22 protein-coding genes are annotated in these 25,341 nt (G+C 65.1%); 12 read left to right on the top strand and 10 right to left on the bottom strand.

The genetic code is table 11. The annotated features are described in order from the left end of the window. Positions 1-3: 3 nt before the first annotated feature. Both C7G42_RS05980 and C7G42_RS05975 read right to left on the bottom strand, forming a co-directional pair. A complete protein-coding gene (locus tag C7G42_RS05980) occupies positions 4-1,197 on the bottom strand; it encodes an efflux RND transporter periplasmic adaptor subunit (protein ID WP_106948081.1) in 1,194 nt (397 codons plus the stop codon). Between the two features lie 231 nt (positions 1,198-1,428). Beyond that, positions 1,429-2,448 carry an SAM-dependent methyltransferase gene (locus C7G42_RS05975; protein WP_106948080.1) on the bottom strand — a complete coding sequence of 340 codons (1,020 nt, stop codon included), beginning with the start codon at positions 2,446-2,448 and terminating at the stop codon, positions 1,429-1,431. A gap of 167 nt (positions 2,449-2,615) precedes the next feature. On the opposite strand from C7G42_RS05975, the gene C7G42_RS05970 reads away from it, so the two are divergent. The 4 genes from C7G42_RS05970 to C7G42_RS05955 all read left to right on the top strand — a co-directional run bounded on the left by C7G42_RS05970 (position 2,616) and on the right by C7G42_RS05955 (position 5,521). After that, a complete protein-coding gene (locus C7G42_RS05970) occupies positions 2,616-3,635 on the top strand; it encodes a flagellar motor protein MotA (RefSeq protein ID WP_199580669.1) in 1,020 nt (339 codons plus the stop codon). A gap of 104 nt (positions 3,636-3,739) precedes the next feature. Then, on the top strand, positions 3,740-4,768 hold the full coding sequence (locus C7G42_RS05965) for a peptidoglycan -binding protein (RefSeq protein WP_106948079.1): 1,029 nt from the start codon (positions 3,740-3,742) through the stop codon (positions 4,766-4,768). Beyond that, on the top strand, positions 4,768-5,214 hold the full coding sequence (locus C7G42_RS05960) for a GNAT family N-acetyltransferase (RefSeq protein WP_106948078.1): 447 nt from the start codon (positions 4,768-4,770) through the stop codon (positions 5,212-5,214). Before C7G42_RS05965 ends, C7G42_RS05960 begins: the two co-directional genes overlap by 1 nt. Positions 5,215-5,293: 79 nt before the next feature. Then, a complete protein-coding gene (locus C7G42_RS05955; protein ID WP_106948077.1) occupies positions 5,294-5,521 on the top strand; it encodes a hypothetical protein in 228 nt (75 codons plus the stop codon). A gap of 85 nt (positions 5,522-5,606) precedes the next feature. Here the strand turns inward: C7G42_RS05955 and C7G42_RS05950 are convergent, their stop codons facing one another. Beyond that, positions 5,607-7,457 carry an ABC transporter ATP-binding protein/permease gene (locus C7G42_RS05950; RefSeq protein ID WP_106948076.1) on the bottom strand — a complete coding sequence of 617 codons (1,851 nt, stop codon included), beginning with the start codon at positions 7,455-7,457 and terminating at the stop codon, positions 5,607-5,609. 196 nt (positions 7,458-7,653) lie between these two features. Here C7G42_RS05950 and rpmE point away from each other — a divergent pair, with 196 nt between their 5' ends. Further along, positions 7,654-7,881: a 50S ribosomal protein L31 gene (rpmE, locus tag C7G42_RS05945; RefSeq protein WP_008137002.1), complete on the top strand. Its 228-nt coding sequence runs from the start codon at positions 7,654-7,656 to the stop codon at positions 7,879-7,881. A 225-nt stretch (positions 7,882-8,106) separates the two neighbouring features. On the opposite strand, the gene rcdA is transcribed toward rpmE, so the two are convergent. Further along, positions 8,107-8,616 carry a protease adaptor protein RcdA gene (gene rcdA, locus C7G42_RS05940; RefSeq protein ID WP_094976775.1) on the bottom strand — a complete coding sequence of 170 codons (510 nt, stop codon included), beginning with the start codon at positions 8,614-8,616 and terminating at the stop codon, positions 8,107-8,109. Positions 8,617-9,146: 530 nt separating this feature from the next. Further along, on the bottom strand, positions 9,147-9,338 hold the full coding sequence (locus C7G42_RS05930) for a DUF1192 domain-containing protein (protein ID WP_094976774.1): 192 nt from the start codon (positions 9,336-9,338) through the stop codon (positions 9,147-9,149). 116 nt (positions 9,339-9,454) lie between these two features. On the opposite strand from C7G42_RS05930, the gene C7G42_RS05925 reads away from it, so the two are divergent. Further along, positions 9,455-10,453, top strand: coding sequence for an NAD(P)H-quinone oxidoreductase (locus tag C7G42_RS05925; protein ID WP_106948075.1), 999 nt, complete (start codon positions 9,455-9,457; stop codon positions 10,451-10,453). Between the two features lie 139 nt (positions 10,454-10,592). Further along, positions 10,593-13,469, top strand: coding sequence for an EAL domain-containing protein (locus C7G42_RS05920; RefSeq protein ID WP_199580668.1), 2,877 nt, complete (start codon positions 10,593-10,595; stop codon positions 13,467-13,469). A 192-nt stretch (positions 13,470-13,661) separates the two neighbouring features. Here the strand turns inward: C7G42_RS05920 and C7G42_RS05915 are convergent, their stop codons facing one another. Beyond that, entirely contained in the window at positions 13,662-13,931 is a 270-nt protein-coding gene (locus C7G42_RS05915; protein ID WP_106948074.1) for a DUF7662 domain-containing protein, read from the bottom strand. 154 nt (positions 13,932-14,085) lie between these two features. Between C7G42_RS05915 and C7G42_RS05910 the strand changes: the two genes are divergently transcribed. Then, positions 14,086-15,582: a sensor domain-containing diguanylate cyclase gene (locus tag C7G42_RS05910; RefSeq protein ID WP_106948073.1), complete on the top strand. Its 1,497-nt coding sequence runs from the start codon at positions 14,086-14,088 to the stop codon at positions 15,580-15,582. Between the two features lie 195 nt (positions 15,583-15,777). Here C7G42_RS05910 and C7G42_RS05900 read toward each other — a convergent pair whose 3' ends face one another. Continuing rightward, positions 15,778-16,653: a UTP--glucose-1-phosphate uridylyltransferase gene (locus tag C7G42_RS05900; protein WP_106948071.1), complete on the bottom strand. Its 876-nt coding sequence runs from the start codon at positions 16,651-16,653 to the stop codon at positions 15,778-15,780. 217 nt (positions 16,654-16,870) lie between these two features. Between C7G42_RS05900 and C7G42_RS05895 the strand changes: the two genes are divergently transcribed. Continuing rightward, positions 16,871-18,256 carry a lytic murein transglycosylase gene (locus C7G42_RS05895; RefSeq protein ID WP_199580667.1) on the top strand — a complete coding sequence of 462 codons (1,386 nt, stop codon included), beginning with the start codon at positions 16,871-16,873 and terminating at the stop codon, positions 18,254-18,256. Positions 18,257-18,276: 20 nt separating this feature from the next. On the opposite strand, the gene C7G42_RS05890 is transcribed toward C7G42_RS05895, so the two are convergent. Further along, on the bottom strand, positions 18,277-20,040 hold the full coding sequence (locus C7G42_RS05890; protein ID WP_106948070.1) for a peroxidase family protein: 1,764 nt from the start codon (positions 20,038-20,040) through the stop codon (positions 18,277-18,279). A gap of 283 nt (positions 20,041-20,323) precedes the next feature. Between C7G42_RS05890 and C7G42_RS05885 the strand changes: the two genes are divergently transcribed. Then, complete coding sequence (locus C7G42_RS05885; protein ID WP_106948069.1) at positions 20,324-22,033, top strand: SGNH/GDSL hydrolase family protein; 1,710 nt, start codon at positions 20,324-20,326, stop codon at positions 22,031-22,033. A 164-nt stretch (positions 22,034-22,197) separates the two neighbouring features. Here C7G42_RS05885 and C7G42_RS05880 read toward each other — a convergent pair whose 3' ends face one another. After that, the gene (locus tag C7G42_RS05880) at positions 22,198-22,566 is read right to left on the bottom strand and encodes a CsbD family protein (protein ID WP_094976768.1); all 369 of its coding nucleotides are present in this window, start codon (positions 22,564-22,566) and stop codon (positions 22,198-22,200) included. Between the two features lie 89 nt (positions 22,567-22,655). Further along, on the bottom strand, positions 22,656-23,393 hold the full coding sequence (locus C7G42_RS05875; protein WP_106948867.1) for an SDR family NAD(P)-dependent oxidoreductase: 738 nt from the start codon (positions 23,391-23,393) through the stop codon (positions 22,656-22,658). Positions 23,394-23,491: 98 nt separating this feature from the next. Between C7G42_RS05875 and C7G42_RS05870 the strand changes: the two genes are divergently transcribed. After that, entirely contained in the window at positions 23,492-24,271 is a 780-nt protein-coding gene (locus tag C7G42_RS05870) for an SDR family NAD(P)-dependent oxidoreductase (RefSeq protein ID WP_106948068.1), read from the top strand. A gap of 96 nt (positions 24,272-24,367) precedes the next feature. Then, complete coding sequence (locus tag C7G42_RS05865) at positions 24,368-25,255, top strand: TauD/TfdA dioxygenase family protein (protein ID WP_106948067.1); 888 nt, start codon at positions 24,368-24,370, stop codon at positions 25,253-25,255. Positions 25,256-25,341 lie beyond the last annotated feature (86 nt).

The raw sequence follows: 25,341 nt of genomic DNA, 5'->3' as shown, positions 1-25,341 counted from the left end.
GCGTTACCGCGTCAGTTTCTGGGCGTGCCGGTTGTCCGCGGTCGCGTCCGCCTCCGACCAGGATTGCGGCTTGACCTTGTCGCCTGCGGCGAACTTCTGGAAGCCTTCGACCACAACCTTGTCGCCGGCCTTCAGGCCTTCGGTGACGAACCAGACACCGTCCTGCACCGAACCGGTGCGCACCGGCTGCACCGCGATGTGGTTGTCGTCCTTGACGACGAACACTTCACTGCCGCCGCCGCCGTTGCGCTGGATCGCCTGCTGGGGCACCGCGATCGCATCGGAGTCGAGACCCTGGTCGATACGGACGCGGACATACATGCCAGGCAGCAGCTCGCGCTTCGGATTGGGGAACTCGCCGCGCAACGTCACCTGCCCGGTGTGGGCGTCGACCTTGGCGTCGGAGAACAGCAGCTTGCCGTCGAGCGAATAAAGCGTGTTGTCGTCGAGCACCAGATGCACCTTGGCGGCATCGGAGGCGATGCGCTCGAGGTCGCCGGTCTCGAAGGCGCGGCGGAGCTGGTTGAGCTCGTTCACCGACTGGGTGAAGTCGGCATAGATCGGATCTAGCTGCTGAATGGTGGCAAGATTGGTCTCGTTCTGCACCGCGAGCGCGCCCTCGCTGACGAGAGCCGCGCCGACGACGCCGTCGATCGGCGCGCGTACGGTGGCGTAGTCGAGATTGAGCTTCGTGCGCGCGAGGTCGGCCTTGCGGCCCTCGACCTCGGCATGGGCCTGGCGCTCGGCGGCCACCGCCTTCTCGTTCTCGGCCTCGGGCGCGGCGCGCTGGCTGGTGAGCGTGGCGATGCGGTGCGCCTGCTGCTTGGCCTGCATCAAGGCAGCCTCCGCCTTGGCAAGCGCAGCCTCGTTGGCCATCACCTCGACCTCGAACGGACGCGGATCGATGCGGTAAAGCGCATCGCCGGCCTTCACCTCGCTGCCCTGCCGGAACAGGCGCTCGACCACGATGCCGGAGACCCGCGGCCGCACGTCGGAGACGCGCGTCGGCGCGATACGGCCGGGCAGCTCCCGGACCACGGCGCGCGGCTGCGGCTTGACGATGACGACGCTGACGTCTGGATAGGCCGGCGGGGCGGCGGAAACGGCGGAGCTGGATTCGTCGCAAGCACCAAGCAGCGGCGCCAGGGCCGCGAGCATCATTGCAACGCATGCCGATCGCGCGCGAAGTCCTGACATGAAGTTAAGTGCCCCGATATTGTTGAAACTGATCACGCGTCACACGCCGCCCGTTCTGGGCGATTCCGTGCGGCTGATGCCGTCAAAATAGAATGAGCCTGCTGCGATGCAACGCGTGCCGCGGGCGGCTCATTGTCACACAGCGTATCCTATTGATTTAATAAGGCGTTTATTGACTCACTCGATTGTGAGCGGGGTTCCATTGCCGCGTGCTGCGGCGGAACATCGCAATTACCCCGCAGCCTTCATCCGATAGTGGCTGATACCCCATTCGGTTCCATCGGCATGGCCGAACAGGCCCGATGTCGCGAGCAGGAACCAGCGCCAGCGCCGTATCCACAGGCCGGCCTCCTCGCCATGGACCTGGCGCAGGGACGCCTCGATCGCATCCCGATGCGCGTCGAAATTGGCGAGCCAGTCGTTGGCGGTGCGCTGATAATGCGTGCCGCTCCAGCACCATTCCTTCTCGACCGTGAAGATGTCGGCGAACTGCCTGACGAGATGATGGCTCGGTATCAGCCCGCCGGTGAAAACGTGCTGCGCGATCCAGTCATCGCGATCGAGCCGGTCGAACAGCTGCGAGCCGGAGCGATGGGTGACGATCTGCATGAAGAAGCGCCCGTCCGGTGCCAGCCATGATCGCAGGCGCGTCATCAGCTTTCGCCAGTTCATCATCTGCTCGAACATCTCGAGCGAGACGATGCGGTCGAACTGGCCGTCGGGCGCGAACACATTCATGTCCGCAGTGACCACGCGCAGGTTCAGCAGGCCGCGCCGCCGCGCCTCTTCCTCGACATGGGCGCGCTGCACCTGCGAGGTCGACACCGCCGTCACCTTGGCGTGCGGAAACTGCCGCGCCATCCACAGTGACAGCGAGCCCCAGCCGCAGCCGAGTTCGAGGATGGTCTGGCCGTCGGCGAGGCCGGCATGCTCGACGGTCTGGCGCAGCGCCTCCTCCTCCGCCTCCTGCAAGGTGGTCGCATCGGTCTTGTAGAAACAGCAGGAATATTTGCGGTTGGGGCCGAGCATTTGGGCGAAGAACGAAGCGGGCACCTCCCCGCGCCTGGCTTCCGCATTTTCGGCGATCGGCCGCAGCATCATCCGCCCGGCGAAGGCGGCGTCGGTGATCGCATCATGCGCCGCGAGGCGGGTTGCGCTGCGGGAGCAGAGGCGCTGGATCGCGGCGCGGAGGACGACGTCCGGCAGCGGCACGCGTTCGGCAGTCCCGATGATCGCGGAAACGACGCTCATGCGCCCCCTGACTGGCAAATCTCTGCAAGTACTGGCTTATCAAAGCGCCGCTTCCGGTCCGGGTTCCCCAACTGGCCCCGAAATCGGCGCATCCGGCGCTTTTTTTGGGCTGGCGCTGTGCCATAGTGCGCACCGCACGCAAGCTTTTGGAATGGATGATACCGGTCATGCCGTCAGGCACTTCGCCCCGCTCCACCATGGATATCGAGTACACAAAGCTGTCCTCACCCAGCGTCTTCCTGGTGCGGATGCTGGTCTTCCTGGTGCTGTGCGCGCTGGTCGGCGTGGTGCTCTACAAGCAGATCATCCAGGCCTTCTTCGCCAATCCCGGCCTCAATGCCCTGATCGGCGGCGTGCTGTTCATCGGCATCATCCTGGCCTTCCGCCAGGTCATCCGGCTCTACCCCGAGGTCTCCTGGGTCAACAATTTCCGCATCGCCGATCCAGGCCTGGCGCCGGCCCGGCACCCGAAGCTGCTGGCGCCGATGGCGGCAATCCTCGGCGGCGAGCGCTCGGGGCGGATGTCGATCACCCAGACTACGATGCGGCATCTGCTCGATTCGATCGCGACCCGCCTGGATGAGGCCCGCGACATCTCGCGTTACATGACGGGCCTCCTTGTCTTCCTCGGCCTGCTCGGCACCTTCTGGGGCCTGATCGAGACGGTCGGCTCGGTCGGCAAGGTGATCGACGGGCTCAAGGTCGGCGGCGATTCCGGCGCGCTGTTCGACACGCTGAAGGAGGGCCTTGCCGCCCCTCTCGGCGGCATGGGCATCTCGTTCTCCAGCTCGCTGTTCGGCCTTGCCGGCTCGCTGATCCTCGGCTTCCTCGATCTGCAATCGAGCCAGGCCCAGAACCGCTTCTACACCGACCTCGAAGACTGGCTCGCCACCACCGTGCGCGAATATGGCAGCGGCGAGGTCGCGGTCGCTTCCGGCGGCGGCGGGGTCGCCAGCGGCGAGCTCCAGGCCGCGGTCGAACGCTTGCGCTCGGTGCTCGAGGAAGGCAGCGCCAGCCGCGGCACCACGGCGGCGATGGCGAGCCTTGCCGAAGCCATCCAGGCGCTGGTCTCGCACATGCGCACCGAGCAGCAGATGATCCGCGAATGGGCCGACGGCCAGGGCGAGCAGAACCGCGAGATCCGCCGCCTGCTGGAACGCATCGCGCGGCAGCCGGAGAAGAGCTAGGCGCTAGCGTGCCCCGGCTCAGAGAAACGAGACATGGGTCCCGGCTCTGCGCAGCAGCGTTGCACGCTGCAGTGCGTCCGGGACACGAGGGAACGGAGAACTAAATGGCCTTAGCGCGCGGCCGCCGCGGCGATACCTCCTTCAACTACTGGCCCGGCTTCGTCGACGCGCTGTCGACGCTGGTGTTGTCGATCGTGTTCCTGCTGTCGGTGTTCCTGGTGGTGCAGTTCTTCCTGTCGCAGGAGGTCACCGGCAAGGACAAGGCGCTGGAGCAGCTCAACGCCAAGATCGCGCAGCTCAACGAGCTGCTGTCGCTGGAGAAGCTCGGCAAGCTCACGCTGGACGACCAGGTCTCGCAATTGAAGGCGGGCCTTGCGTCCGCCGAGACCGAGCGTGACCGCATCAAAGGCCTCTACGACGGCCTCGCCGCCGCCGGCAACGACGCGCAAGGCAAGACCTCCGAACTCGGCAAGGCGCTGGATTCGGAGAAGGCGGTCTCGGCGAGGGCGCTGGCGCAGATCGAGGTGCTGAACCAGCAGATCAGCGCTTTGCGCCGGCAACTGGCCGCGCTGGAAGAGGCGCTCGATGCCAGCGAGAAGCGCGACAAGGAATCGCAGAACCGCATCGCCGATCTCGGCTCCCGCCTCAACGTGGCGCTGGCGCAGCGCGTGCAGGAATTGTCGCGCTACCGCTCGGAGTTCTTCGGCCGGCTGCGCGCCATCCTCGGCAACCGACCCGACATCCGCATCGTCGGCGACCGTTTCGTGTTCCAGTCCGAAGTGTTCTTCGACACCGGACAGGCCATGCTGCTGCCCGAGGGGCGCACCGAGCTCGACACTTTGGCGACCGCGCTGATCGAGCTCGACAAGAAAATCCCGAACGAGATCCCCTGGGTGCTGCGCGTCGACGGCCATACCGACGTACGTCCGGTCAACGGCCCGAACTTCAAGTCGAATTGGGACCTGTCCGCGGCCCGCTCGATCTCGGTGGTGCAGTATCTGGTCTCGCTCGGCGTACCCGCCCAGCGTCTCGTCGCCGCCGGCTTCGGCGAATTCCAGCCGCTCGATCCCGGCAACACCGAAGAGGCCTACAAGCGCAATCGCCGCATCGAGCTGAAGCTGACGGAGCGGTAGTGAGCGCGATCCACCTCCGCCCCTATCGTGCCGACGATGAGACCGCCGCGATCGAGCTCTGGCATCGCACCTGGCAGCAGGCCTATCCGCAGATCGATTTCGCGGCGCGGCTCGAATGGTGGCGCGAGCGCTGGCTGAGGGATCTGGTGCCGAAGGCATCCATCGTCGTCGCCGAGCAGGACGGCGCGCTGACCGGCTTCGTCACCATCGACGGCGAGGGCTATCTCGACCAGCTCGTGGTCGATCCTGATCACTGGGGATCCGATGCAGCAAAGCTGCTGGTTGACGAAGCAAAACGCCTGTCGCCATCAGGCATCACGCTGCTCGTCAACAAGGACAATTCCCGCGCCATCCGCTTCTACGAGCGCAACGGCTTTGCCCATGCCGGCGACGATGTGAACCCGACCTCGGGCCGGCCGGTGCTGAAGATGGCGTGGCGAGCGTGAGGCCCGTCACGCTGGGATCCCGGGGCGTCTGCTAGTCGTTGATGCCAGAGCAGCGATGACAAGCGGATGGAGACGATCGATGAAGCTGCGCGATTTGGCCCAGGGTTCCTCGGTCTTTCTGGGCGTCATCGTCGCCGGATATCTGTCGACGACCTATGTCGACCAGCGCTTTGCGATGCAGGCCACCACGACGGGCTCGCCTGCTCCCACAAGCGGCCCTGCCCCATCAGCCTGCGTTGGCGAGGACGGCAGCTGGAAGAACTGGCCGTGGCCGAATGTGCCGGCGCTGTCGCCGAAGTGCCGGTGAGGGGAGGCAAAAGTGCGAAAACAACCCCATGCACAGTAGGCCACACAAGCAAAATCAATAGCTTACGCAGACCACCCGAAGGACCTTACGCCCCCTCGAACTGCAACCTCGCCAGCCGCGCATAGAGCCCGTTCGCGGCCACGAGCTCGGCATGCGTGCCCTGCTCGACGATCTTGCCCTGGTCCATCACCAGGATGCGATCGCAGGACAAGACTGTCGCGAGGCGATGCGCGATCACCAGCGTGGTGCGGTGGCGCATCAGCTCTTCCAGCGCGGTCTGAACCAGCGTCTCGCTTTCGGCGTCGAGCGCGGAGGTGGCTTCATCGAGCAGCAACAGGGGGGCATCACGCAGGATGGCGCGGGCGATCGCGATGCGCTGGCGCTGGCCGCCGGACAGCGTCACGCCGCGCTCGCCGAGCGGGGTGTCGAAACCTTCGGGCAGGCGGCGGATGAACTCGGCGGCGTGCGCGAGTTCGGCGGCACGCTCGACCTCGGCATCGGTCGCATCGGGCCGGCCGAAGCGGATGTTCTCGCGGGCGCTGGCGGCGAACACGTTCGATTCCTGCGGCACCAGCGCGATGCGCGCGCGGAAATCGCGGGGGTCGGCGGATCTGACCGGCACGCCGTCGAGCGAGATCGCCCCGCTGCGCGGGTCGTAGAAGCGCAGCAGCAGGTGGAAGATCGTGCTCTTACCCGCGCCGGACGGACCGACGATCGCGACCTTCTCGCCAGGCCGCACCGTGAATGAGACTGCATCGAGTACTTTGACGTCGCGTCGCGCCGGATAAGCGAAGCTGACCCGGTCGAAGCCGACCTCGCCGCGTGCCGGCACCGGCAGCGCGCGCGGCGTGGCGGGCGCCTTGATATCGGGCTGCACATGCAGGATCTCGAACAGGCGCTCGGCCGCGCCCGATGCCGCCGAGACCTCGCCCCAGACCTCGCTGAGCTGGCCGAGGCCGGCTGCGGCGAACACGGCATACAGCACGAATTGACCGAGCCGGCCCGGCGAGATCGCGCCGGTGAGCACGTCATGCGAGCCGATCCAGAGGATCGCGACCACGCTTGCAAACACGATGAAGATGATGATGGCCGTGAGCACGGATCGCGCCTGGGTCGAGGTGCGCGCGGCCTCATAGGCCTGCTCGACCTCGCCGCCGAACCGCTTCTCGGCGAACGACTCGCTGGTGTAGGCCTGCACGGTGCGGATCGCGCCGACCAGCTCGCCCGCATAGGCCGACGCCTCGGCCAGCGTGTCCTGCGCATTGCGCGACAGACGCCGCACCCAGCGCCCGAACGCGACCAGCGGCAGCACGATCAAGGGAATGGCCAGCAGCACGAAGCCCGACAGCTTCGGGCTCGTGATCACCATCATCGCCGTCGCGCCGAGAAACATCATGAGATTGCGCAGCGCGATCGACACCGAGGCGCCGACGGCCGATTTGAGCTGGGTGGTGTCGGCGGTGAGCCGCGAGATCAATTCGCCGCTGCGTGCGGAATCGAAAAAGGCAGGAGACAGCGAGAGCAGGTGAGCGAATACGTCGCGCCTGAGGTCGGCGACGATGCGCTCTCCGATCGTCATCACGAGGTAGTAGCGCGCGGCGCTGGCCACCGCGAGCACGCCGACCACCGCGAGCATCACCGAGAAGTAGCTGTTGATCAGCTCGATGCCCTCGGGCGTCAGGCCGAAATCGATCATCCGGCGCACCGCGACCGGCACCAGCAGCGTGGTCAGCGCCGCGACCGTGAGCGCGACGAAGGCCAGCGCCGCCCGGCCGCGATAGCGGCTGACATAGGGCGCCAGCGCAAGCAGCGGCCGCAGCTTGGCGCGACCCTTGGCCGGCTCTTCGATCAGCTCGGCCTCGATCGAGGGGGTGTCCGCGGCGTTCATTCCGGGCTGATCGACATACTGGTCATCAAGCCGTTCCACTGCGCTCATGAGATCCAACCCATTGCATTCGTTTGCTCCCAATAGGCCGGTGCAAGGGTAGTGGCAAATCCGGGATGTCCCTTAGGGGTAACCCCCGGTTCGCGACCGGAATGGCTTGTTTTGCGGGGTTTCGTGCGGTATAGAGCCGCCCAAATCCGTCATTCGCTAGCCACCCAACAAGGCGCCGGGGCGCCGAGGAATTGCCATGAAAGCCGAGATTCACCCGAACTATCATACGATTAAGGTCGTGATGACCGACGGAACCGAGTACCTGACCCGCTCGACCTGGGGCAAGGAAGGCGACACGCTGAACCTCGACATCGACCCGAAGTCGCATCCGGCCTGGACCGGCGGCAACGCCCAGATGCTGGATCGCGGCGGCCGCGTCTCCCGCTTCCAGAAGAAGTTTTCGGGCTTTCTCAAAAAGGATTGATCCGGCCCCCGCAAGGCTGGAGACGAAAACGCCCCCGCAAGCCGGGGGCGTTTTTGTTAGTGACCGTCATTCCGGGGCGCCCGAATGGCGAGCTAGGATGCGCAATTGCGCATCTGAGAATCCATAGCCACGATCGGGAGTTTGGATTCTCAGGTGCGCAATTGCGCACCTTAGCCCGCGCCAAGTGGCGCGTCCCGGAATGACGACCGAGATTGTCGATAGAGCCTACCGCTCGAACGCCGCCTTCAGCGCATTGAGGTGTGGCACCAGCGGATTGCCGATCGCGATGTGTTCGGCCGGCGGGGTGTGGATGGTGGTGTCGAGGCGGCGCACGCGGGTCTGCAGGCTCATCGAGCGATGGATCAGATCCTGGAGCTGCGAGGGCAGCTTCTCGATGGTGTCGGCGGGGCCGGGATCGGCGGCGCTGAGCTTGACCTTGGTCTTCTCGCGGTTGGCCTGGCCCAGCGTCATCTCGCCTTCCTTCACCGCGCGATGCAGCAGCAGCCAGGAGGCGAGCTGCATCAGGCGGGTGGTGAGGCGCATGCTCTCGGTCGCGTAGGTGAGGCTGACCGCACGGTCGAGCGCCTTGGCCTCGGTGCGGCCGGCGCCGTCGAGATAGGCGGCGGTTTCCTCGACGAGGTCCATGCCCTCGCGGAACAGGACGCCGAACGCCGCAGAATTGGTGAATCGCTCGCTGAGTTGAACGAGAGCGCCGTCGGCCTGCAAACGTTCCATGGTTAACGCCTCTTACGCAACTGTTTGACTGCCCGGCTTTGGCAGCCGGCTTATGATGAACAAATCATTGCGCGGGCGGGACGCCGAGTCCAGTGACAAGCGCGGATATGGTTTCCACGGGTCACTCCCCGGGAATTCAACCGCAACGCGATGCAAAAACGCAAAAAAGAGCCGCCGGAAGACCGGCGGCTTTGAAAGTTGATAACAGGGAGGCGTCAAACAGAGTGGACAGGAGCCACTCGGTGTCCAAACGAGGACAGTTCCAAGTCATAAACTCGAAAGCTTAATCGACCGTAAACGAGCGATTTTTTTGAGGGTTCGTTAGCCATGTCGGTCAGTGGCCGAGTGAAATTACGCGTTTCTCTCTCTGCCGTCATTCCGGGGCGCGACAACGTCGCGAGCCCCGGAATGACGGCAACGCAACGGTCTTGCGCAAGAAACGCAACGGTCTTGCGCAAGACATGGGTCCCGGTTCTGCGGAGCGTCCCTGCGTGCCGCACCGCGTCCGGGACACGAGAGCTGTGAAAATCTTACGACTTGAAAATGCTGTTGGCCGCATCGCGCGAGGCGCGCTTCCTGGTGGCGGCTTCTTCCAGTCTTGCGATCTCGGACTTCAGAAGCGTGACGCGCTCGGTCAGTTCTTCGACCGACAAGAGTGAGAGATCCTGTCCGATTTCATGGCTGATCTTCTTGCGCGGGCGGTCGTCGTCTTCGGTCGCCATCGTCGTTCCTCCTCTCGTCCGCGGACCGGACCATACGGCTGAGGCAGTTGCCAGTCCGGACCGCGCTGGCTAATCAAAGGCCTCGTTCATCCCGCACCTTCACCCAAGGACACATCATGGACAAGCTGCCCGCGCAAATGACCGTGGTCGCCATCTCCAAGCCCGGCGGACCGGAGGTGCTGATCCCGGAACAGCGCGCGCTGCCGCAGCCCGGCCCCGACGAGATCCTGGTCAAGGTGCGAGCCGCGGGCGTGAACCGGCCCGACGTGGCGCAGCGTTCGGGGGCCTATCCGCCGCCGCCCGGCGCGAGCGACCTGCCCGGTCTCGAGATCGCGGGCGAAGTGGTGGCGGTCGGCAGCAATGCCAAGCGGCACAAGATCGGCGACAAGGTGATGTCGCTCGTCGCCGGCGGGGGCTATGCGCAGTACTGCATCGCCCAGGACGCCCAGGCGATGAGCGTTCCGCCCGCGCTGTCCATGAAGGAAGCCGGCGCGCTGCCGGAAACCCTGATGACGGTCTGGCACAATGTGTTCGAGCGCGGTGGCCTCAGGTCCGGCGAGACGCTGCTGATCCATGGCGGCTCCTCCGGCATCGGCACCATGGCGATCCAACTGGCGAAGGCGTTCGGTGCGAAGGTGTTCGTCACCGTGGGATCGCAGGACAAGATCGATGCCTGCCTCAAATTGGGCGCCGACCGGGCCATCAATTACAAGACCGAGGACTTCGTCGCCGTGGTCAAGGAAGCGACCAACAAGGAGGGCGTCAATCTGATCCTCGACATGGTCGCCGGCGAATATGTCGACCGCAATTATGATGCCGCCGCGGTCGACGGCCGGATCGTGCAGATCGCGACCCTCAACGGGCCCAAGGTCACCGTCAACATCGCCAAAGTGATGGTCAAGCGCCTGACCCATACCGGCTCGACCCTGCGCCCCCGTACGAATGCGGACAAGGCGGCGATGGTGGCCGCAATTGAAGCGAAAGTGATGCCGCTTTTGCGCGAAGGCCGGGTCAAACCGCTGATGGACAGCAGTTTCCCGCTGGAAAAGGCGGCCGACGCCCACCGGCGCATGGAGACGAGCGCACATATTGGCAAAATTGTGTTGGAGGTCTAGGCCGCTGGCCCACCGGCGGCGGCGGAAACCCTTTGATTTTCCTCGCTTTCGTGGCATCTATCGCGACGCACCGAATGCACCCGTTCGGTCTGAAATCGTCTTCACCTGAAGAGTTTGCGTCGAACGCGGAGAACTGACCTTGCGTCTGATCAGGTGCCTCGCGCCCATCGCGCTCGGCTTCATGATTCTCGTCGCCGCGTATCCCGCGCGCGCGCTCGACGCTGTCAGCGTCCGCGGCGACGCGCCGGCGATCGACCTCACCGGCGTGCTCGAGCATCAGCGCAGCGATGCCGACCGCATCCAGGTCTCGACCGCGCCCGGCACCGACGGCATCGTCCGCCGCATCGAGGTGCGCGCCCGCGAAGGCGGCCAGAACTGGGTGGTATTCGCGCTCGCCAACAACACCGACGACCAGCTCGACCGCCTGATCGTCGCCCCGCATTACCGCATCGTCTCCTCGGGCCTCTTGTGGCCCGACCTCGGACTGTCGCGCATCGCGACCATCACGCCGTCCACAGGCGACCGGCCGGAGCGGCAGGAAAGCCCGACCGCCGACGTGTTCCGCGTCACGCTCGACCCCGGCGCCGTCATCACCTTCGTCGCGGAGCTGCGCACCGACAAGCTGCCGCAGCTCTATCTGTGGGAGCCGGAAGCCTACAAGGACAAGGTCAACTCGTTCACGCTCTACCAGGGCATTGTGATCGGCATCTCCGGCTTGCTCGCGTTGGTGCTCACGATCCTGTTCGTGGTCAAGGGCAGCATCATGTTCCCGGCCGCCGCCGCGCTCGCCTGGGCGGTGCTGGTCTATATCGGCGTCGATTTCGGCTTCTGGGGCAAGGTGCTCGACATGTCGAACAACGCCGAGCGCATCTGGCGCGCGGCGGGTGAGGCGATCCTGGCGGCCACGCTGCTGGTGTTCCTGTTCGCCTATCTCAACCTCAGCCGATGGCACGTGCGTTATTCGCACATCACGGTGGGCTGGCTGGCGTTCCTGGGCTCGCTGGTGGCACTGGCCCTGTTCGATCCGGCGGTCGCCTCCGGCATCGCGCGCATCTCGCTGGTGCTGATCGCCTTCGCCGGCTTCGCGCTGATCGTCTACCTCTCCACCCACGGCTTCGACCGCGCGGTGCTGTTGATCCCGACCTGGTTCCTGCTGGTGGTCTGGGTGGTCGCGGCCGGCATGACGGTGGCGGGTTCGGTGACCAACGACATCGTCGGCCCTGCCCTGCTCGGCGGCCTCGTGCTGATCGTGATGCTGATCGGCTTCACGGTGATGCAGCACGCCTTTGCCGGCGGCGGCGCCACCACCGGCGTGGTCTCCGACATCGAGCGGCGCGCCCTGGCGCTGGCCGGCTCGGGCGACCTGATCTGGGACTGGGACGTTTCCGCCGACAAGGTTTTCACCAGCCCCGAGACCGAAGCCCTGCTCGGATTGAAGCGCGGCACGCTGGAAGGCCCGGCTGCATCATGGCTCGAAGTGCTGCATCCGCTGGACCAGGACCGTTTCCGCGCCGCGCTCGACAGCGTGCTCGACCAGCGCCGCGGCCGCCTGGTGCAAGATTTCCGCCTGCGCACGCCGGACGGCCATTTCATGTGGTTCGCGCTCAAGGCGCGCCCGGTGGTCGGCTCCGACGGCGAGGTCTCGCGCGTCGTCGGCACGCTCACCGACGTCACTGAACTGCGCAACGCGGAAGAGCGCCTGCTGCACGATTCCGTGCATGACAACCTCACCGGCCTGCCCAACCGCAAACTGTTCATGGACCGGCTGGGTGCGGTGGCGCATTTCGCCAAGACCATGCCGACGCTGCGGCCGACGCTGATGGTGATCGACCTCGACCGCTTCAAGCAGGTCAACGATTCCGTCGGCATCGCGGTCGGCGATTCGATCCTGCTGACGCTGGCCCGCCGCCTCACCCGCATCCTGAAGCCGCAGGACACGCTGGCCCGGCTTGCCGGCGACCAGTTCGGCCTGATCCTCTTGTCGGAACAGGACCCGGCCCGCATCACCGCCTTCGCCGAGACCATCCGCAAGACCATCCGCGCGCCAATCGCCTTCAACGACCGCGAGATCTTCCTCACGGCGTCGATCGGCCTTGCGCTCTCCGATCCGCAAACGCAGCTGACGGACGAGATCATCAAGGACGCCGAGCTTGCGATGTATCACTCCAAGCGCATCGGCGGCGACCGCATCGACGTCTACAAGCCGGCGATGCGGGCGCGAAAGACCGACCGCCTGACGCTGGAGAGCGAACTGCGCCGCGCCATCGAGCGGCAGGAGCTTACCATCCTGTACCAGCCGATCGTGCGGCTGGAGGATCGTTCGGTCGCCGGCTTCGAGGCGCTGGTGCGCTGGGATCACCCGAAGCTCGGCCGCATGGCGCCCTCGGAATTCATCACCATCGCCGAAGAGACCGGCCTGATTGTCGACCTCGGCATGTTCGTGCTGGACCAGACCGCCAAGCAGCTTTCGATCTGGCAGCGCGCGATGCGCTCGCGCGAGCCGATCTTCGCCTCCGTCAACGTTTCGTCGCGGCAGTTGCTGCGCCACGATCTGATCCACGACATCCGAACCGTGCTGTCGCGCTCCTCGGTGGCCCGCGGCACGCTCAAGCTCGAACTGACGGAATCGCTGGTGATGGAGAATCCTGAGCACGCGGCGCAAATGCTCACGCGGATCCGCGAGCTCGGCACCGGGCTGTCTCTCGACGATTTCGGCACCGGCCATTCGTCGCTGGCCTATCTGCAGCGCTTCCCGTTCGACACCATCAAGATCGACCAGTCCTTCGTGCGCACGACCAACCGCGGCACGCGGCCCGTGATCCTGAAGTCGATCATCGCGCTCGCGCACGATCTTGGCATGGACGTGGTGGCCGAGGGGGCCGAGACCGATTCCGATGCGGTCGAGCTTTACCAGATGGGCTGCGAATACGCGCAGGGCTTCGCCTTCGGCGAGCCGATGGACGCGGACGCCGCGATGCGGCTGCTGACGGAAGTGCGGCTGGAAGCGGCGAGCTGATCTCTCTCTTCTTCCTTCTCCCCTTGCGGGAGAAGATGGCGCGAAGCGCCGGATGAGGGGTTGCATCTGCGAGTTCTAGTCTAACGTCCGAGATGCACGCGCGGAGAGATACCCCCTCACCCGTCTCGCCGCTTCGCGGCGAGCCACCCTCTCCCGCAAGGAGAGAGGGAAGAAGAAGGAGATCCCGACGCGTCAGCCCGGCCTGCGTCGCTCGCTCTTCATCTTCGTGAACCGCACGGTCTGGCCGTCCGGCATCCGCACGGCCTTGAAGCCTGCAGCGAGGCAGGCTTCGCGCTGCGGCATCTGAATATCCGGGCTGCGCGAGGTATCCCACCATGAGGCACGGTTGGCCGCGCGCGGGAGGGCGGCGCCGATGATCTCCTCGATCTGCTCGAAGCTCAGGACGAATTCGGCCTGCTTCTGCCGCAGCAGATAGTCGCGCAACGCGTCGTAGTCGTTCACAATCGTCCTCTCGCCCGAACCCCCGACGGTCCCATCGAGGTCTGCCCAAAACCGTGACCGGTGTAAACCGATCCTTAACTCATTGCGGCAGCGCCGTCCTTCCTTAAACACTACTCAAGCTTTCGGGCGCATCCATCAGGATCGGGAGCAAAAGATGCTGTCTGGATGGCGCGACGTCACGGCCCGGCGGCCGTGGCGGATTTCGGCGAAACTGCTGATCATCTCGTCCGTGGTGACGGTGATCGGCTTTTCCGCCATTTGCGTCAACGTCATGCTCGACATGCGCCGCGGCGAGGAGGCGCTCGCCCGCCAGACGCTGGAGAACCTGGCGACGACCATCGAGTCCGACATCGGCCGCAACATCGAGATCTACGATCTGTCTCTGAAGGCGGTCGCCAGCAACATGCTGCTGCCCGAGCTGGCAACCGTCTCGAAGCCGATCCAGCACCTGATCCTGTTCGACCATGCCATGACCGCCCGGCATTTCGGCGCCATCCAGGTGTTCGATGCCGGGGGCAGGCTGACGATCGACGCCTCCACGCTCGATCCTGCACCGGAGAACCGGAGCGAGGAGGACTACTTCAAGGTCCATCGCGACAACCCCGGAGCCGGACTGTTCGTCAGCCGTCCCATGCTGTTTCGCGGCGCCTATTCGATCGTGCTGAGCCGGCGCATCAACGACACCGATGGCGGCTTCATGGGCGTCGTCGCCGGTTCGATCCGCTTCAGCTATTTCCACGAATTGTTCGATCGGCTGAACCTCGGCCCCGAAGATACCATCACCGTGCTCAACCGCGACCGCACCATCATGATGCGGCGGCCGTTCGATCTCGACGTGATCGGCAAGAACCTCGGCACGCGCCAGGACTGGAAGGCGGACAATCTGCGCGTCGGCGGCGCCTATGCCGGCCAGGGTCCCGTCGACACGACCCCGAGGCTGTATGTTCGAAGCAGCGGCACCAGCCCGCTGTTCGTCGTTGCCGGCAAGCCCTTGAGCGCAGTGTTCGAGCTGTGGCGGAAGGAGGCTTACCGGATCGGTGCCGTGGTGGTGGCGCTCATCCTGTTCGTGCTGGGATCGACGCTCGTGCTCGCGCGCGAGATCGGCCGCCGCGCCGAGGCCGAGCGCAAGCTCGAGGAGATGGCGACGACGGACGCGCTCACCGGCCTGCGAAACCGCCGCAAGTTCGATTCCGTCATCGATGTCGAATGGCGGCGCGCCATGCGCCAGAAGGCGCCGGTCGCGCTGTTGATGATCGATGCCGATCACTTCAAGGCCTACAACGACACGTTCGGCCACCAGGCCGGCGACCAGGTGCTGGTCGGCATCGCCATCTGCATTTCCGATTCGGTAAGCCGGGCCGGCGACTGCGCCGCGCGCTATGGCGGCGAGGAATTCGCCGTGCTGCTGCCGAACACGTCTGCCACCGACGCCTTCAAGGTCGCCGAGACGATCCGCGCCAAGGTGCAGGGCTGGTCCGACGACGAGGTGATTTCGACGGTGTCCTGCGGCGTCGCCAGCCTCGTTCCCACCACCGGCATGGATTGGGCGATCCTGGTCGCTGCCGCCGACAAGGCGCTCTATGCGGCGAAGGCCGGCGGACGGAATCAGTCGGTGGTCGCGAGCCTGCCGAAGCTGTCGCTGGTGGCGTGAGACACGCTACTCAGCGCGGTTGAGCGCGACGCAATTCGCAACAGTCTCGGTGTCGTCCCCGCGAAGGCGGGGACCCATAACCCCAGGGAAAAGTTTGGCGAAGACTCGTCGTTCGGTACTGCTGCCAAACGCGATCGATGGATCACGCACTATGGGTCCCCGCCTTCGCGGGGACGACAGCGGAATGTGTGGCAGCTACTCGCCCAGATATTTCTTCATCTCCGCGATCAGTCCATCGCGCAGTTCGGGGCGCTTCAGGCCGTAGGCGATGTTGGCGCGGAGGAAGCCGGGCTTGGAGCCGCAATCATGGCGCTCGCCCTCGAACTCGACGCCGTAGAATTTCTGCGATTTGGCGAGCCCGATCATGGCGTCGGTCAGCTGGATCTCGCCGCCGGCGCCGCGCTCCTGGGTTTCGAGGATCTTGAAGATCTCGGGCTGGAGGATGTAGCGGCCGGTGATGGAGAGATTGGAGGGCGCGGTGCCCTTGGCCGGCTTCTCGACCATGCCGTCGACCTCGAACATCTTGCCGTTGCGCTTGCCGACGCCGCAGATGCCGTATTGATGGGTGAGATGGTCGGGCACCGCCTCGACCGCGACCAGGTTGGATTTCTCGCCGAGCGTCGAGGCCGTATCGATCATCTGCTTGAGGCAGCCGGGCGAGTTGAGCACGAGCTCGTCGGGCAGCACGACGGCGAACGGCTCGTTGCCGACGATGTCGCGCGCGCACCAGACCGCGTGACCGAGGCCGAGCGGCGCCTGCTGGCGGGTGAAGCTGACGGCGCCGGCTTCGGGCTGGTTCTGCGCCAGGACGTCCTGCTCGGCCTTCTTGCCACGCGCGGCCAGCGTGGCGTCGAGCTCGTACATCCGGTCGAAATGGTCTTCGATGACACTCTTGTTGCGGCCGGTGACGAAGATGAAGTGCTCGATGCCGGCCTCGCGCGCCTCGTCATAGACGTACTGGATCAGCGGCTTGTCGACGATGGTCAGCATTTCCTTCGGCATCGCCTTGGTGGCGGGCAGGACGCGGGTGCCGAGGCCGGCGACGGGGAATACGGCTTTGCGAATTTTCATGGGATTGTTCGAATACCTGGGGGGCAGATGGAACGGAGCCGGGAACGGAGCAATGGCATCTTGCTAGCCTGTTTGCAGCCGCCAACAAAGGCGGATGTGGGGCCTCATCCGCGCAGAGTTAAGAAAAAGGCCGCCACCAAAATTTCACCTTTGTTAAGCTATTGGCAACCGTAACCAGGCCTCCTGATGGCGGATTTTTGGAGCCGGCGGATAGGGCATGATGCAATCGGTAACAGGGCGGGCGAGACGGACGGTATCGGCGACCGGCGCGATGATGATGGCGGCCGCGCTGCTGCTTCCCGCAACCGCGCATGCCCAGGCGCAGAACGGCCTGTCCAACCTGTTCGGCGGCATCTTCTCAGGTGCGAACCCGGCGCCCTCGCAAGCCCCGCCCGGTCCCGGCGGCGCCCTCCCCTGGAGCGGCGAGGACGGCGCTTCCGGCCATCCGCTGATGACGGCCGCGGCGATCCGCGAGGCGGCCTCCAATTTCAGCAATTGCGTCGCCGGGATGTGGCCCGATGCCGCGCGGCGCGGCGTCACGCAGGAGAATTTTCAGCGCTTCACGGCCGGGCTTTCGCCTGATCTGCGCATCATGGACCTCATGGACTCGCAGCCGGAGTTCACCAAGTCGATCTGGGACTATCTCGACATCCTCGTGAACGACAACCGCCTCGCCAAGGGCCGCGAGGTGCTTGCCAAATACAAGGCGCAGTTCGACGCCACCGAGAAGGCCACCGGCGTGGACCGTTACATCATCGCCTCGATCTGGGGCATCGAGTCCAATTACTCGACGCAGATGGGCGATCGCAGCGTGCTGCAATCGACCGCGACGCTGGCCTGCATCGGCCGCCGCCAGGCCTATTTCAAGGACGAGTTCCTGTCAGCGCTGGAGATCGTCAACCGCGGCGATCTCAGGCCGGAGCAGATGCGCGGCTCGTGGGCCGGCGCCTTCGGCCCGACCCAGTTCATGCCGACCGCCTTCAAACGCTTTGCCGTCGATGGCGATGGCGACGGCAGGCGCGACGTCGTCGACAACCCCACTGACCTGATTGCCTCGACCGCCAACAACCTCAAGAAAGACGGCTGGCAGGCCGGCCAGACCTGGGGCTTCGAGGTCGTGGTGCCCCAGGGCTTCAACTACATGCTGGCCGACCGCGCCAAGGCGATGCCGATCGCGCAATGGGAGAAGCTCGGGCTCAAGCGGGCGACCAGCCAGCCATTCCCGCACCCGGCGGAGAAGGCTTACCTGCTGGCCCCCGCCGGCGCGCAGGGGCCGGGCTTCCTGATGCTGCAGAATTACCGGGTCATCATGAAATATAACCCGGCCGAGGCCTACGCGCTGGCGATCGGCCATTTCGCCGACCGCCTGCGCGGAGGGCAGCCCTTCGTGCAGCCCTGGCCGCGGCAGGAACGCGAGCTGTCCCGCACCGAGCGGCTGGAGCTGCAGCAGCTGCTGGCCCAACGCGGCTTCTACAAGGGCACCCCGGACGGCCAGTTCGGCGGCCAGACCCGGGAAGCCCTGCGCAATTTCCAGGCCTCGATCGGAGTGCCCGCGGACGGTTTTGCCTCCTCCGACGCCCTGGAACGGCTGCGAGGACGGTAAAATCGCCGCCGCGCCGGTGCTCAGCTGTCAACATAGTTCACGACGTCGGCGAGTTCGAACCTGGCTCCCGGGACCGACATGTCCTTCACCTTGGGCCGCCAGTTCGGGACCTGTACGAGATAGGACTGGCTGTCAGCGACCACGAGACCGATCAGGACCTCGGCGACGATACGGCCGCCAACGTCGCCCAGCCGGCTGCCGCCGAGCTTTGCCGTACGCTTCTTCTTGTTGTCGTCCTCGAAGGCGGTCTTGACCTGATCGGTTAGCTCAGCCTCGCGCAAGATGTAGTACCAGAGCGGCGCATTCTCATGCAGCTGGGCGAAATTCGCCTTGAACATCTCGCGGCGTGCCTTCACCGCGGCCTCGTCCGTCAGGTTTCCCTCGTCGATCCAGAGCTGCTCGTCGGTCAGCGGCGTCAAACCCATGCGCCGCGCCACCGCCTGCCCGCTGGGCAAGCCCAGCGCTATGCCGCGCTGGAGATTCAGGCTCGGCAGCGACCTGCGATCGGACCTTTCATTGCGCAGATCCGGCAAACTGGCCAGCGGGTCGACAAGCATCGAGTCGATCCGATAGGCCGGTTGCGGCCGGATGAAAGTTCCGAACGGGAGCTCTTTCGTCGGTTTCGGCAAGTCGCTTTTCACATCGGGGAGGAAGAAGCTCCAGTCGATGCCCCATTCCGGCGGCGCCGGTCGGAAGCCGTTCAGGCTCTGCACATCGTCGCAGGTGAAGTTCGGCTTGAAGATGGGCAGCCGATCCAGTGAATTCGTCTTCTGATGCGGTATCGCCGCGCTGAGCGAATAGCTCGGCCGGACCATGGAGTGACCGAACCGATAGGCCGCGACCGAGAATTCAACGGGCATGAACGGATAGCGCGCGGCTTCCGGCTTGTAGAACTGAATGTCCGGCTTGCCGCCATTGTAGACGGCGTGGAACATCTTGTCCCCGACGATGCGCCGCACGAAGTCGTGCAAAACCACCCATTGATAGTGCCAACGCACGATGCGTTGCGCCGTGTTGAAAGCCGCAAGCCCTGTGATGCCCGGGCGCTCGTTTCCCTTTGCAGTCGAGGGCTTGGCGAGATCGAGCATGGTCCTGTTGTGAAACCGCTGCCACAGCGCATGGATCTGTACGACAATGTTGTTCTCGTCGTTGCGCTTGTCGCCGATGATGGCACGGGGACAATCCTGGTGCGCATCGTCGACCTCGCCGCTCTCGTCGCGCGGTGCGCGCTGCACGTCGAAGCGCTTCTTGCCCTTCATGTAGGCCGGCGTCTTGTCGAAGCCCAGCTTGATCGTGAGGTCCGGATTGTACAGATAAGGCTGATCCGCCGGTCCGCGCCCGTAGATGGAATCGAGATCGAGCCGGGCCGTACGGAAATCCTCGGTCGCGTTGGGATCATTGTCACGGTCGAGGTCGGAGGCGGGATCGAAGGTGATGTCGTGGTCGATGAACTGCCCGAAATAGGTATAGCCCGCCGAGATCGCCGGATTTTCGTCCACCGGCTCTGCCTCGTCGATCGGAGCGCCGAGATCGCCGGTCTTGATCATAGTGGCGGCGATCGCCTTCATGACCTCCTGCTCCTGAGACAGGGTGTCGCCGAAACGGGCGCGGGCGAGTTCGGGGAACATCCGGCCGAACCGGCCAAAACCTTCCGGGTGGTAGGCCACCGCATCCAGACCGCGCTCGACTCGTCCATGGCCTTGCGGCCGCTTCGCCTTGGACTGCTCCGCTTGCTTATCGAGCAACTGCTCCGCTTGCGCACGCGACTTCGTCATGTCCTGCATGGCTAAGGCTCCACATATCGACGTTGCTGAAATGGAATAATTGCAATTACAGGAGGATTTTATACCGAAATTATCATTCAGGTTGTCGGATGGATCACAATTGGGGTCGATCCGCGCCGCCCCGGCTCCCGGCCGGTAACCGTTTCCATCGACGTCGCACGGCTCGGCCTTGACCCGCGGCCCCTTCGCGCGATTTATGGCGATGGAATTTGCCCGTTTGCGGCCTGATTCCGGTATTATATGGGACCTGTTCTAGACCCCCATTGCGCTGGCCCGAGATCGCATGTCGAAGCCCAAGTCCCTGTTCAAGGTGCTGACTGAGACCGGCCCGCTGATCGCGCTGGGGACGGCGCTTGCGATTCTGGTCTCGGTCGCGGGGCCCGCCTCGGCGCAATTCTTCAACTTCCCCGGCTTCGGCGGCCCGCCGCAACGCCAGGCGCCGCCGCCACAACGCGGCGGTGGAGGAGGCGGCGGCTGGTTTGGCGGCGACTTCTTTGCACCGTTCCAGCAGCAACAGCCGCAAGCGCCGCGCCAGGATTTTTCGCGCGCGCCCTCGCCCGCCAAGCGCGACACCATCCCCGAGAAGAACGTGCTGGTGATCGGCGACGCCATGGCCGACTGGCTCGCTTATGGTCTGGAAGACGCCTACACCGAGCAGCCCGACATGGGCGTGATCCGCAAGCACAAGACTACGTCGGGCCTGATCAGGTACCAGCCGCGCGGCGAGCCCGCGGATTGGACGGCTGCCGCAAGGGGCATCCTCGAGACCGAAAAGCCCGACGTGATCGTCGTCATGCTGGGCCTCAACGACCGCAGCGCGATCCGCGAGCCGGCCGCCGACAAGACGGACAAGCCCGCCGCAGACAAGGACAAGAAGAACGACAAGGGCGCGCGCGCCAAACAGCCAGCGAAGCCGGCGGACGCCAAGCCCGGCAACGACACCGCCGCCAAGCCGGACGACAAGCCTGCCGATGCCGATCTGCCGCAGGACGATGCCGACAACGCCGACACGCCGGCGGCCGCGCCGGAGAAGACCGCGCGCAATCCGAACGGCCTCTACGAATTCCGCGACGAGCGCTGGGTCGAGCTTTACGGCAAGAAGATCGAAGAGCTCGCGGGCGTCCTCAAGAGCAAGGGCGTGCCGGTGCTCTGGGTCGGCCTGCCTGCGATCCGCGGCCCGAAGGGCACCGCGGACATGCTGTTCCTGGATTCGCTCTATCGTGAAGGCGCAGCCAAAGCCGGCATCACCTATGTCGATGTCTGGGACGGTTTTGTCGATGAGGCCGGCCGCTTCCTGCAGAAGGGCCCGGACTTCGAAGGTCAGATCCGCCAGCTCCGCAGCGGTGACGGCGTTTACTTCACCAAGCCCGGCGCGCGCAAACTGGCGCACTATGTCGAGCGCGAGATTACGCGCCTCCTGGCAGGACGCTCCGGCCCGATCGCGCTGCCGAGCGAGCCGGCGACGCCGGACACCAGCGCCGAGCCCGGCAAGCCCGCACCGCGGCCGCTGGCGGGGCCGATCGTGCCGCTGGTTGCAGCCTCGATCTCGGCCGATCAATTGCTCGGTGGCCCGGGCTCGCGTCCCGCCGCCGTCGACGCGCTGGCTGCAAAGACGATGGTCAAGGGTGAGCCGCTGGCGGCTCCGGCCGGCCGTGCTGACGATTACGCCTGGCCCCGCCGCGAAGTCGGCCGCGAGCAGGCCAAGGGCGATACGCCCGTTGCCGCGACGACGCCTGATGGCGGTGCGGCTTCCCCCGCGCCGGGCGCAGCCGCGGTGATCGCGCCCCAAAAGCTCGCACCCAAGAAGCCGCCGGTGCAGCAGCCGGCACAGACCCAACCGTCGATGCGTGATTTCTTCGGCTTCGGTTCGCCACAGCCGGGGCCTGCGCCGCGTCAATTGGCGCCTGCGCCGCGCAACCCAAATCCGAACGCCAATCCGGGGATTCCGCGTCCGCCGGGTAACGTCGGGCGCTCGGCCGAGGTGTTCCGGTAAGCAAGGGCCCGTGTCCCGGACGCCCAGCTGCACATCTTGGTGATGTGAGGCAGAGCCGGGACCCGACTCGTCACCACATTCGCAAAAGAATGGGCCCCGGCTCTGCAAAGCGGCGTTGCACGCCGCATTGCGTCCGGGGCCCGAGAGACGTTGCCTTACTGGGGTCAATAACGCCAGCGCTGCGGCGGACGGCGGGCGGGGCGCGCCATCAGCAGCGCCAGCGCGAAGCCGATACCGCCGGCAACCATCAGCGCGCCGAGCGGGTTGTCCTTCACCTTCTGGGCAATCGCCTGCGACCCGTCGCGGAAAGTGTCGCCGCTGTTGTCATAGGCGTCCTTGGCGTAGCTGGCCGCGGTGTCCGTGGCGTCGCGCACGGCGTCCTTGGCCTGACCGTAGAGATTCTGCACGGTGCCCGCGGCTTCCCGCGCCTTGCCCGATGCCTGCGTCTTGGAATCGCCCGCGATGTCTCCGATCGCGCTTTCCGCCTTACCTGCGTAGTCCTTGGCCGCTCCAACAATCCGATCCGTATCCATGATGGTCCTCCTCGGGGGTCAGCCCAGCTAACCAATCAGGCCCAGCGCAGTTCCATCGCGGGACGAAAGTGAAGAAGGATTAAGGTCGGCTACAGAATCAGCCCGCCATCGACGACCAGCGTCTGCCCGACGATGTAGGACGACAGCGGCGAGGCCAGGAACAGCGCCGCGCCCGCCATGTCAGCCGGCGTGCCCAATCGCCGCAGGGGGATGCGCGCGAGCGCGCCTTCGAGCCGCTTAGGATTGTCGGTGGTCACCTTTGTCATCTTGGTGTCGACGAGTCCCGGCGCGATGCCGTTGACGCGGATGCCGTCTTCCGCCCAGGCCTCGCCCAGCGTCCGCGTCAATCCGACCGCGCCGGTCTTCGAGGCGTTATAGGCGGGATTGCCCATGGTGGAATGATAGGCCGCGGTCGAGGACACCATGATCAGCGCCCCCTTCGCATCCCGCAGCATGGAATGAAACCGCGTCGCGCAAGCCATCAGGCTCATCAGATTGACCTCGACCACCTTGCGAAAGCCGCTCATCTCGAATTCACCGCGGCGATAGAGTACGGCGCCCTGCGCCAGCACGAGCACGTCGAGCCGCTCGAAGGACGGCTTGAACGCCTCGATCGCAGCGGGGTTGCTGACGTCGAGCTGCGCATAAGCGAGACCGGTGAGGTTGGAGCCTTCTTCAGCTGAATATTCCGTCGCGTGAGCGCGCGTGCCGCAAACGGCAACAGCCGCGCCCCTTGTGCGAAACGCCTGCGCAATGCCGTTGCCGATCCCGCTCGAACCGCCGACCACCAGCACCTGCCTGCCTGAGAAATCGAGCTCATTCGCCATCGCGGCCTCTCCCTTTGTCTTGCTTGTTTGACCTGTCTGCGGATCGATGCCAGCCTTGTCAATCATAACAAGAACAAGCGGGCTTCCGAGGAAACAGCATGTCCGAGTTCAAGCAGCTCAGCCGGTCCGTCAAGGACCTGACCGTTCTCGTCACCGGCGCCGCCAGCGGCATGGGGCGCGCCACCGCGCGCGTATTCGCCGCCGAGGGCGCCCACGTTGCCGTCACCGACTATGACGAGCAAGGCGCGCTCGCCGTCGCGAAGGAGATCGCGGCGAGCGGCGGTTCGGCAAAAGCCTGGACGCTCGATGTTGCCGACGGTGGCGAGATCAAGCGGGTGGTGAATGATGCCGCGGCACATTTCGCCGGGCTCGACATTGTCGTCAACAATGCCGGCATCTCCGTGCGCGTCGCGATCGACGACGAAGCCTATGAGGATTCCTGGGCCAGGGGTATCGCGGTGATGCTGACCGCGCATCCGCGTATCATCCGCGCCGCGCTGCCGCATTTGCGCAAGTCGAATTGTCCGCGCATCGTCAACATCGCATCGACCGAGGCGCTCGGCGCCACCGCATTGCACAGCCCCTATTCGGCTGCGAAGGGCGGTGTGGCGAGCCTCACCCGCTCGCTCGCGGTCGAACTCGGCCGCGAGGGCATCACCGTCAACTGCATCTGCCCGGGTCCGATCCGCACCGGGATCACCGATCGCATCTCGGAAGAGCACAAGACGATCTATGCCAGACGTCGCACCGCACTCGGCCGCTACGGCGATCCCGAGGAGGTCGCGCACATGACGCTGAGTCTGTGCCTGCCGGCCGCGTCGTTCCTCACGGGCGCGGTGATCCCGGTCGATGGCGGCCTGATGGCACGGAACGCGTGAGAGGCATGCGCTCCACGCGTTGACAACGTCCGTTTCGGGAGTAGCTTTTTCACCGAAGAGCGGAGCAACCGCTCGCGACATGCGGGAGAGAACGTCATGACGATCGCCATCCGGCAATTTCACAAGCATTTTGTCGGCGAGGTTTCCGGCCTCGATTTGCGAAAGCCCCTCACCGAGGTCGAGGCGCGCGAGGTCGAGGCCGCGATGGACAAATACGCGGTACTGGTTTTCCACGACCAGGACATCACCGACGAGCAGCAGATGGCTTTTGCGCTGAACTTCGGTCAGCGTGAGGATGCGCGTGGCGGCAACATTACCAAGGCCAGCGAATACCGTCTCAACTCGGGCTTGAACGATGTTTCAAACCTCGGCAAGGACGGCAAGCCGCTGCCGAAGGACAGTCGCGCCAATCTTTTCAACCTCGGCAATTGCCTGTGGCACTCCGACAGTTCGTTCCGGTCCATCCCTGCAAAATTCTCGCTGCTGTCGGCGCGCGTGGTGAACCCGAAGGGCGGCAACACCGAATTCGCCGACATGCGCGCCGCCTATGATGCGCTCGACGATGAGACCAAGGCGGAGATCGATGACCTCGTCTGCGAGCACTCGCTGATGTATTCGCGGGGATCGCTTGGCTTCACCGAATACACCGACGACGAGAAGGAAATGTTCAAGCCGGTGTTGCAGCGGCTGGTGCGGACGCACCCCGTGCATCGCCGCAAGTCGCTGTATCTCTCATCCCACGCCGGCAAGATCGTCGGCATGAGCGTGCCCGAGGGCCGGCTGTTGCTGCGCGACCTCAACGAGCACGCGACGCAGCCAGAGTTCGTCTACGTCCACAAATGGAAGCTGCATGACCTCGTGATGTGGGACAACCGACAGACCATGCACCGCGTCCGCCGCTACGACCAGTCGCAGCCCCGCGACATGCGAAGGGCAACCGTGGCGGGAACCGAGCCTACGGTGCAGCAGCAGGCGGCGGAGTAGGCGCTGTCGTCATTGCGAGGAGCTCTTGCGACGAAGCAATCCAGACTGCCACCGCGGAAAGATTCTGGATTGCTTCGCTACGCTCG

This window comes from Bradyrhizobium sp. MOS003 (assembly GCF_003020125.1).
Lineage (GTDB): Bacteria > Pseudomonadota > Alphaproteobacteria > Rhizobiales > Xanthobacteraceae > Bradyrhizobium.
This window is presented reverse-complemented; position numbering and strand designations above follow the sequence as displayed.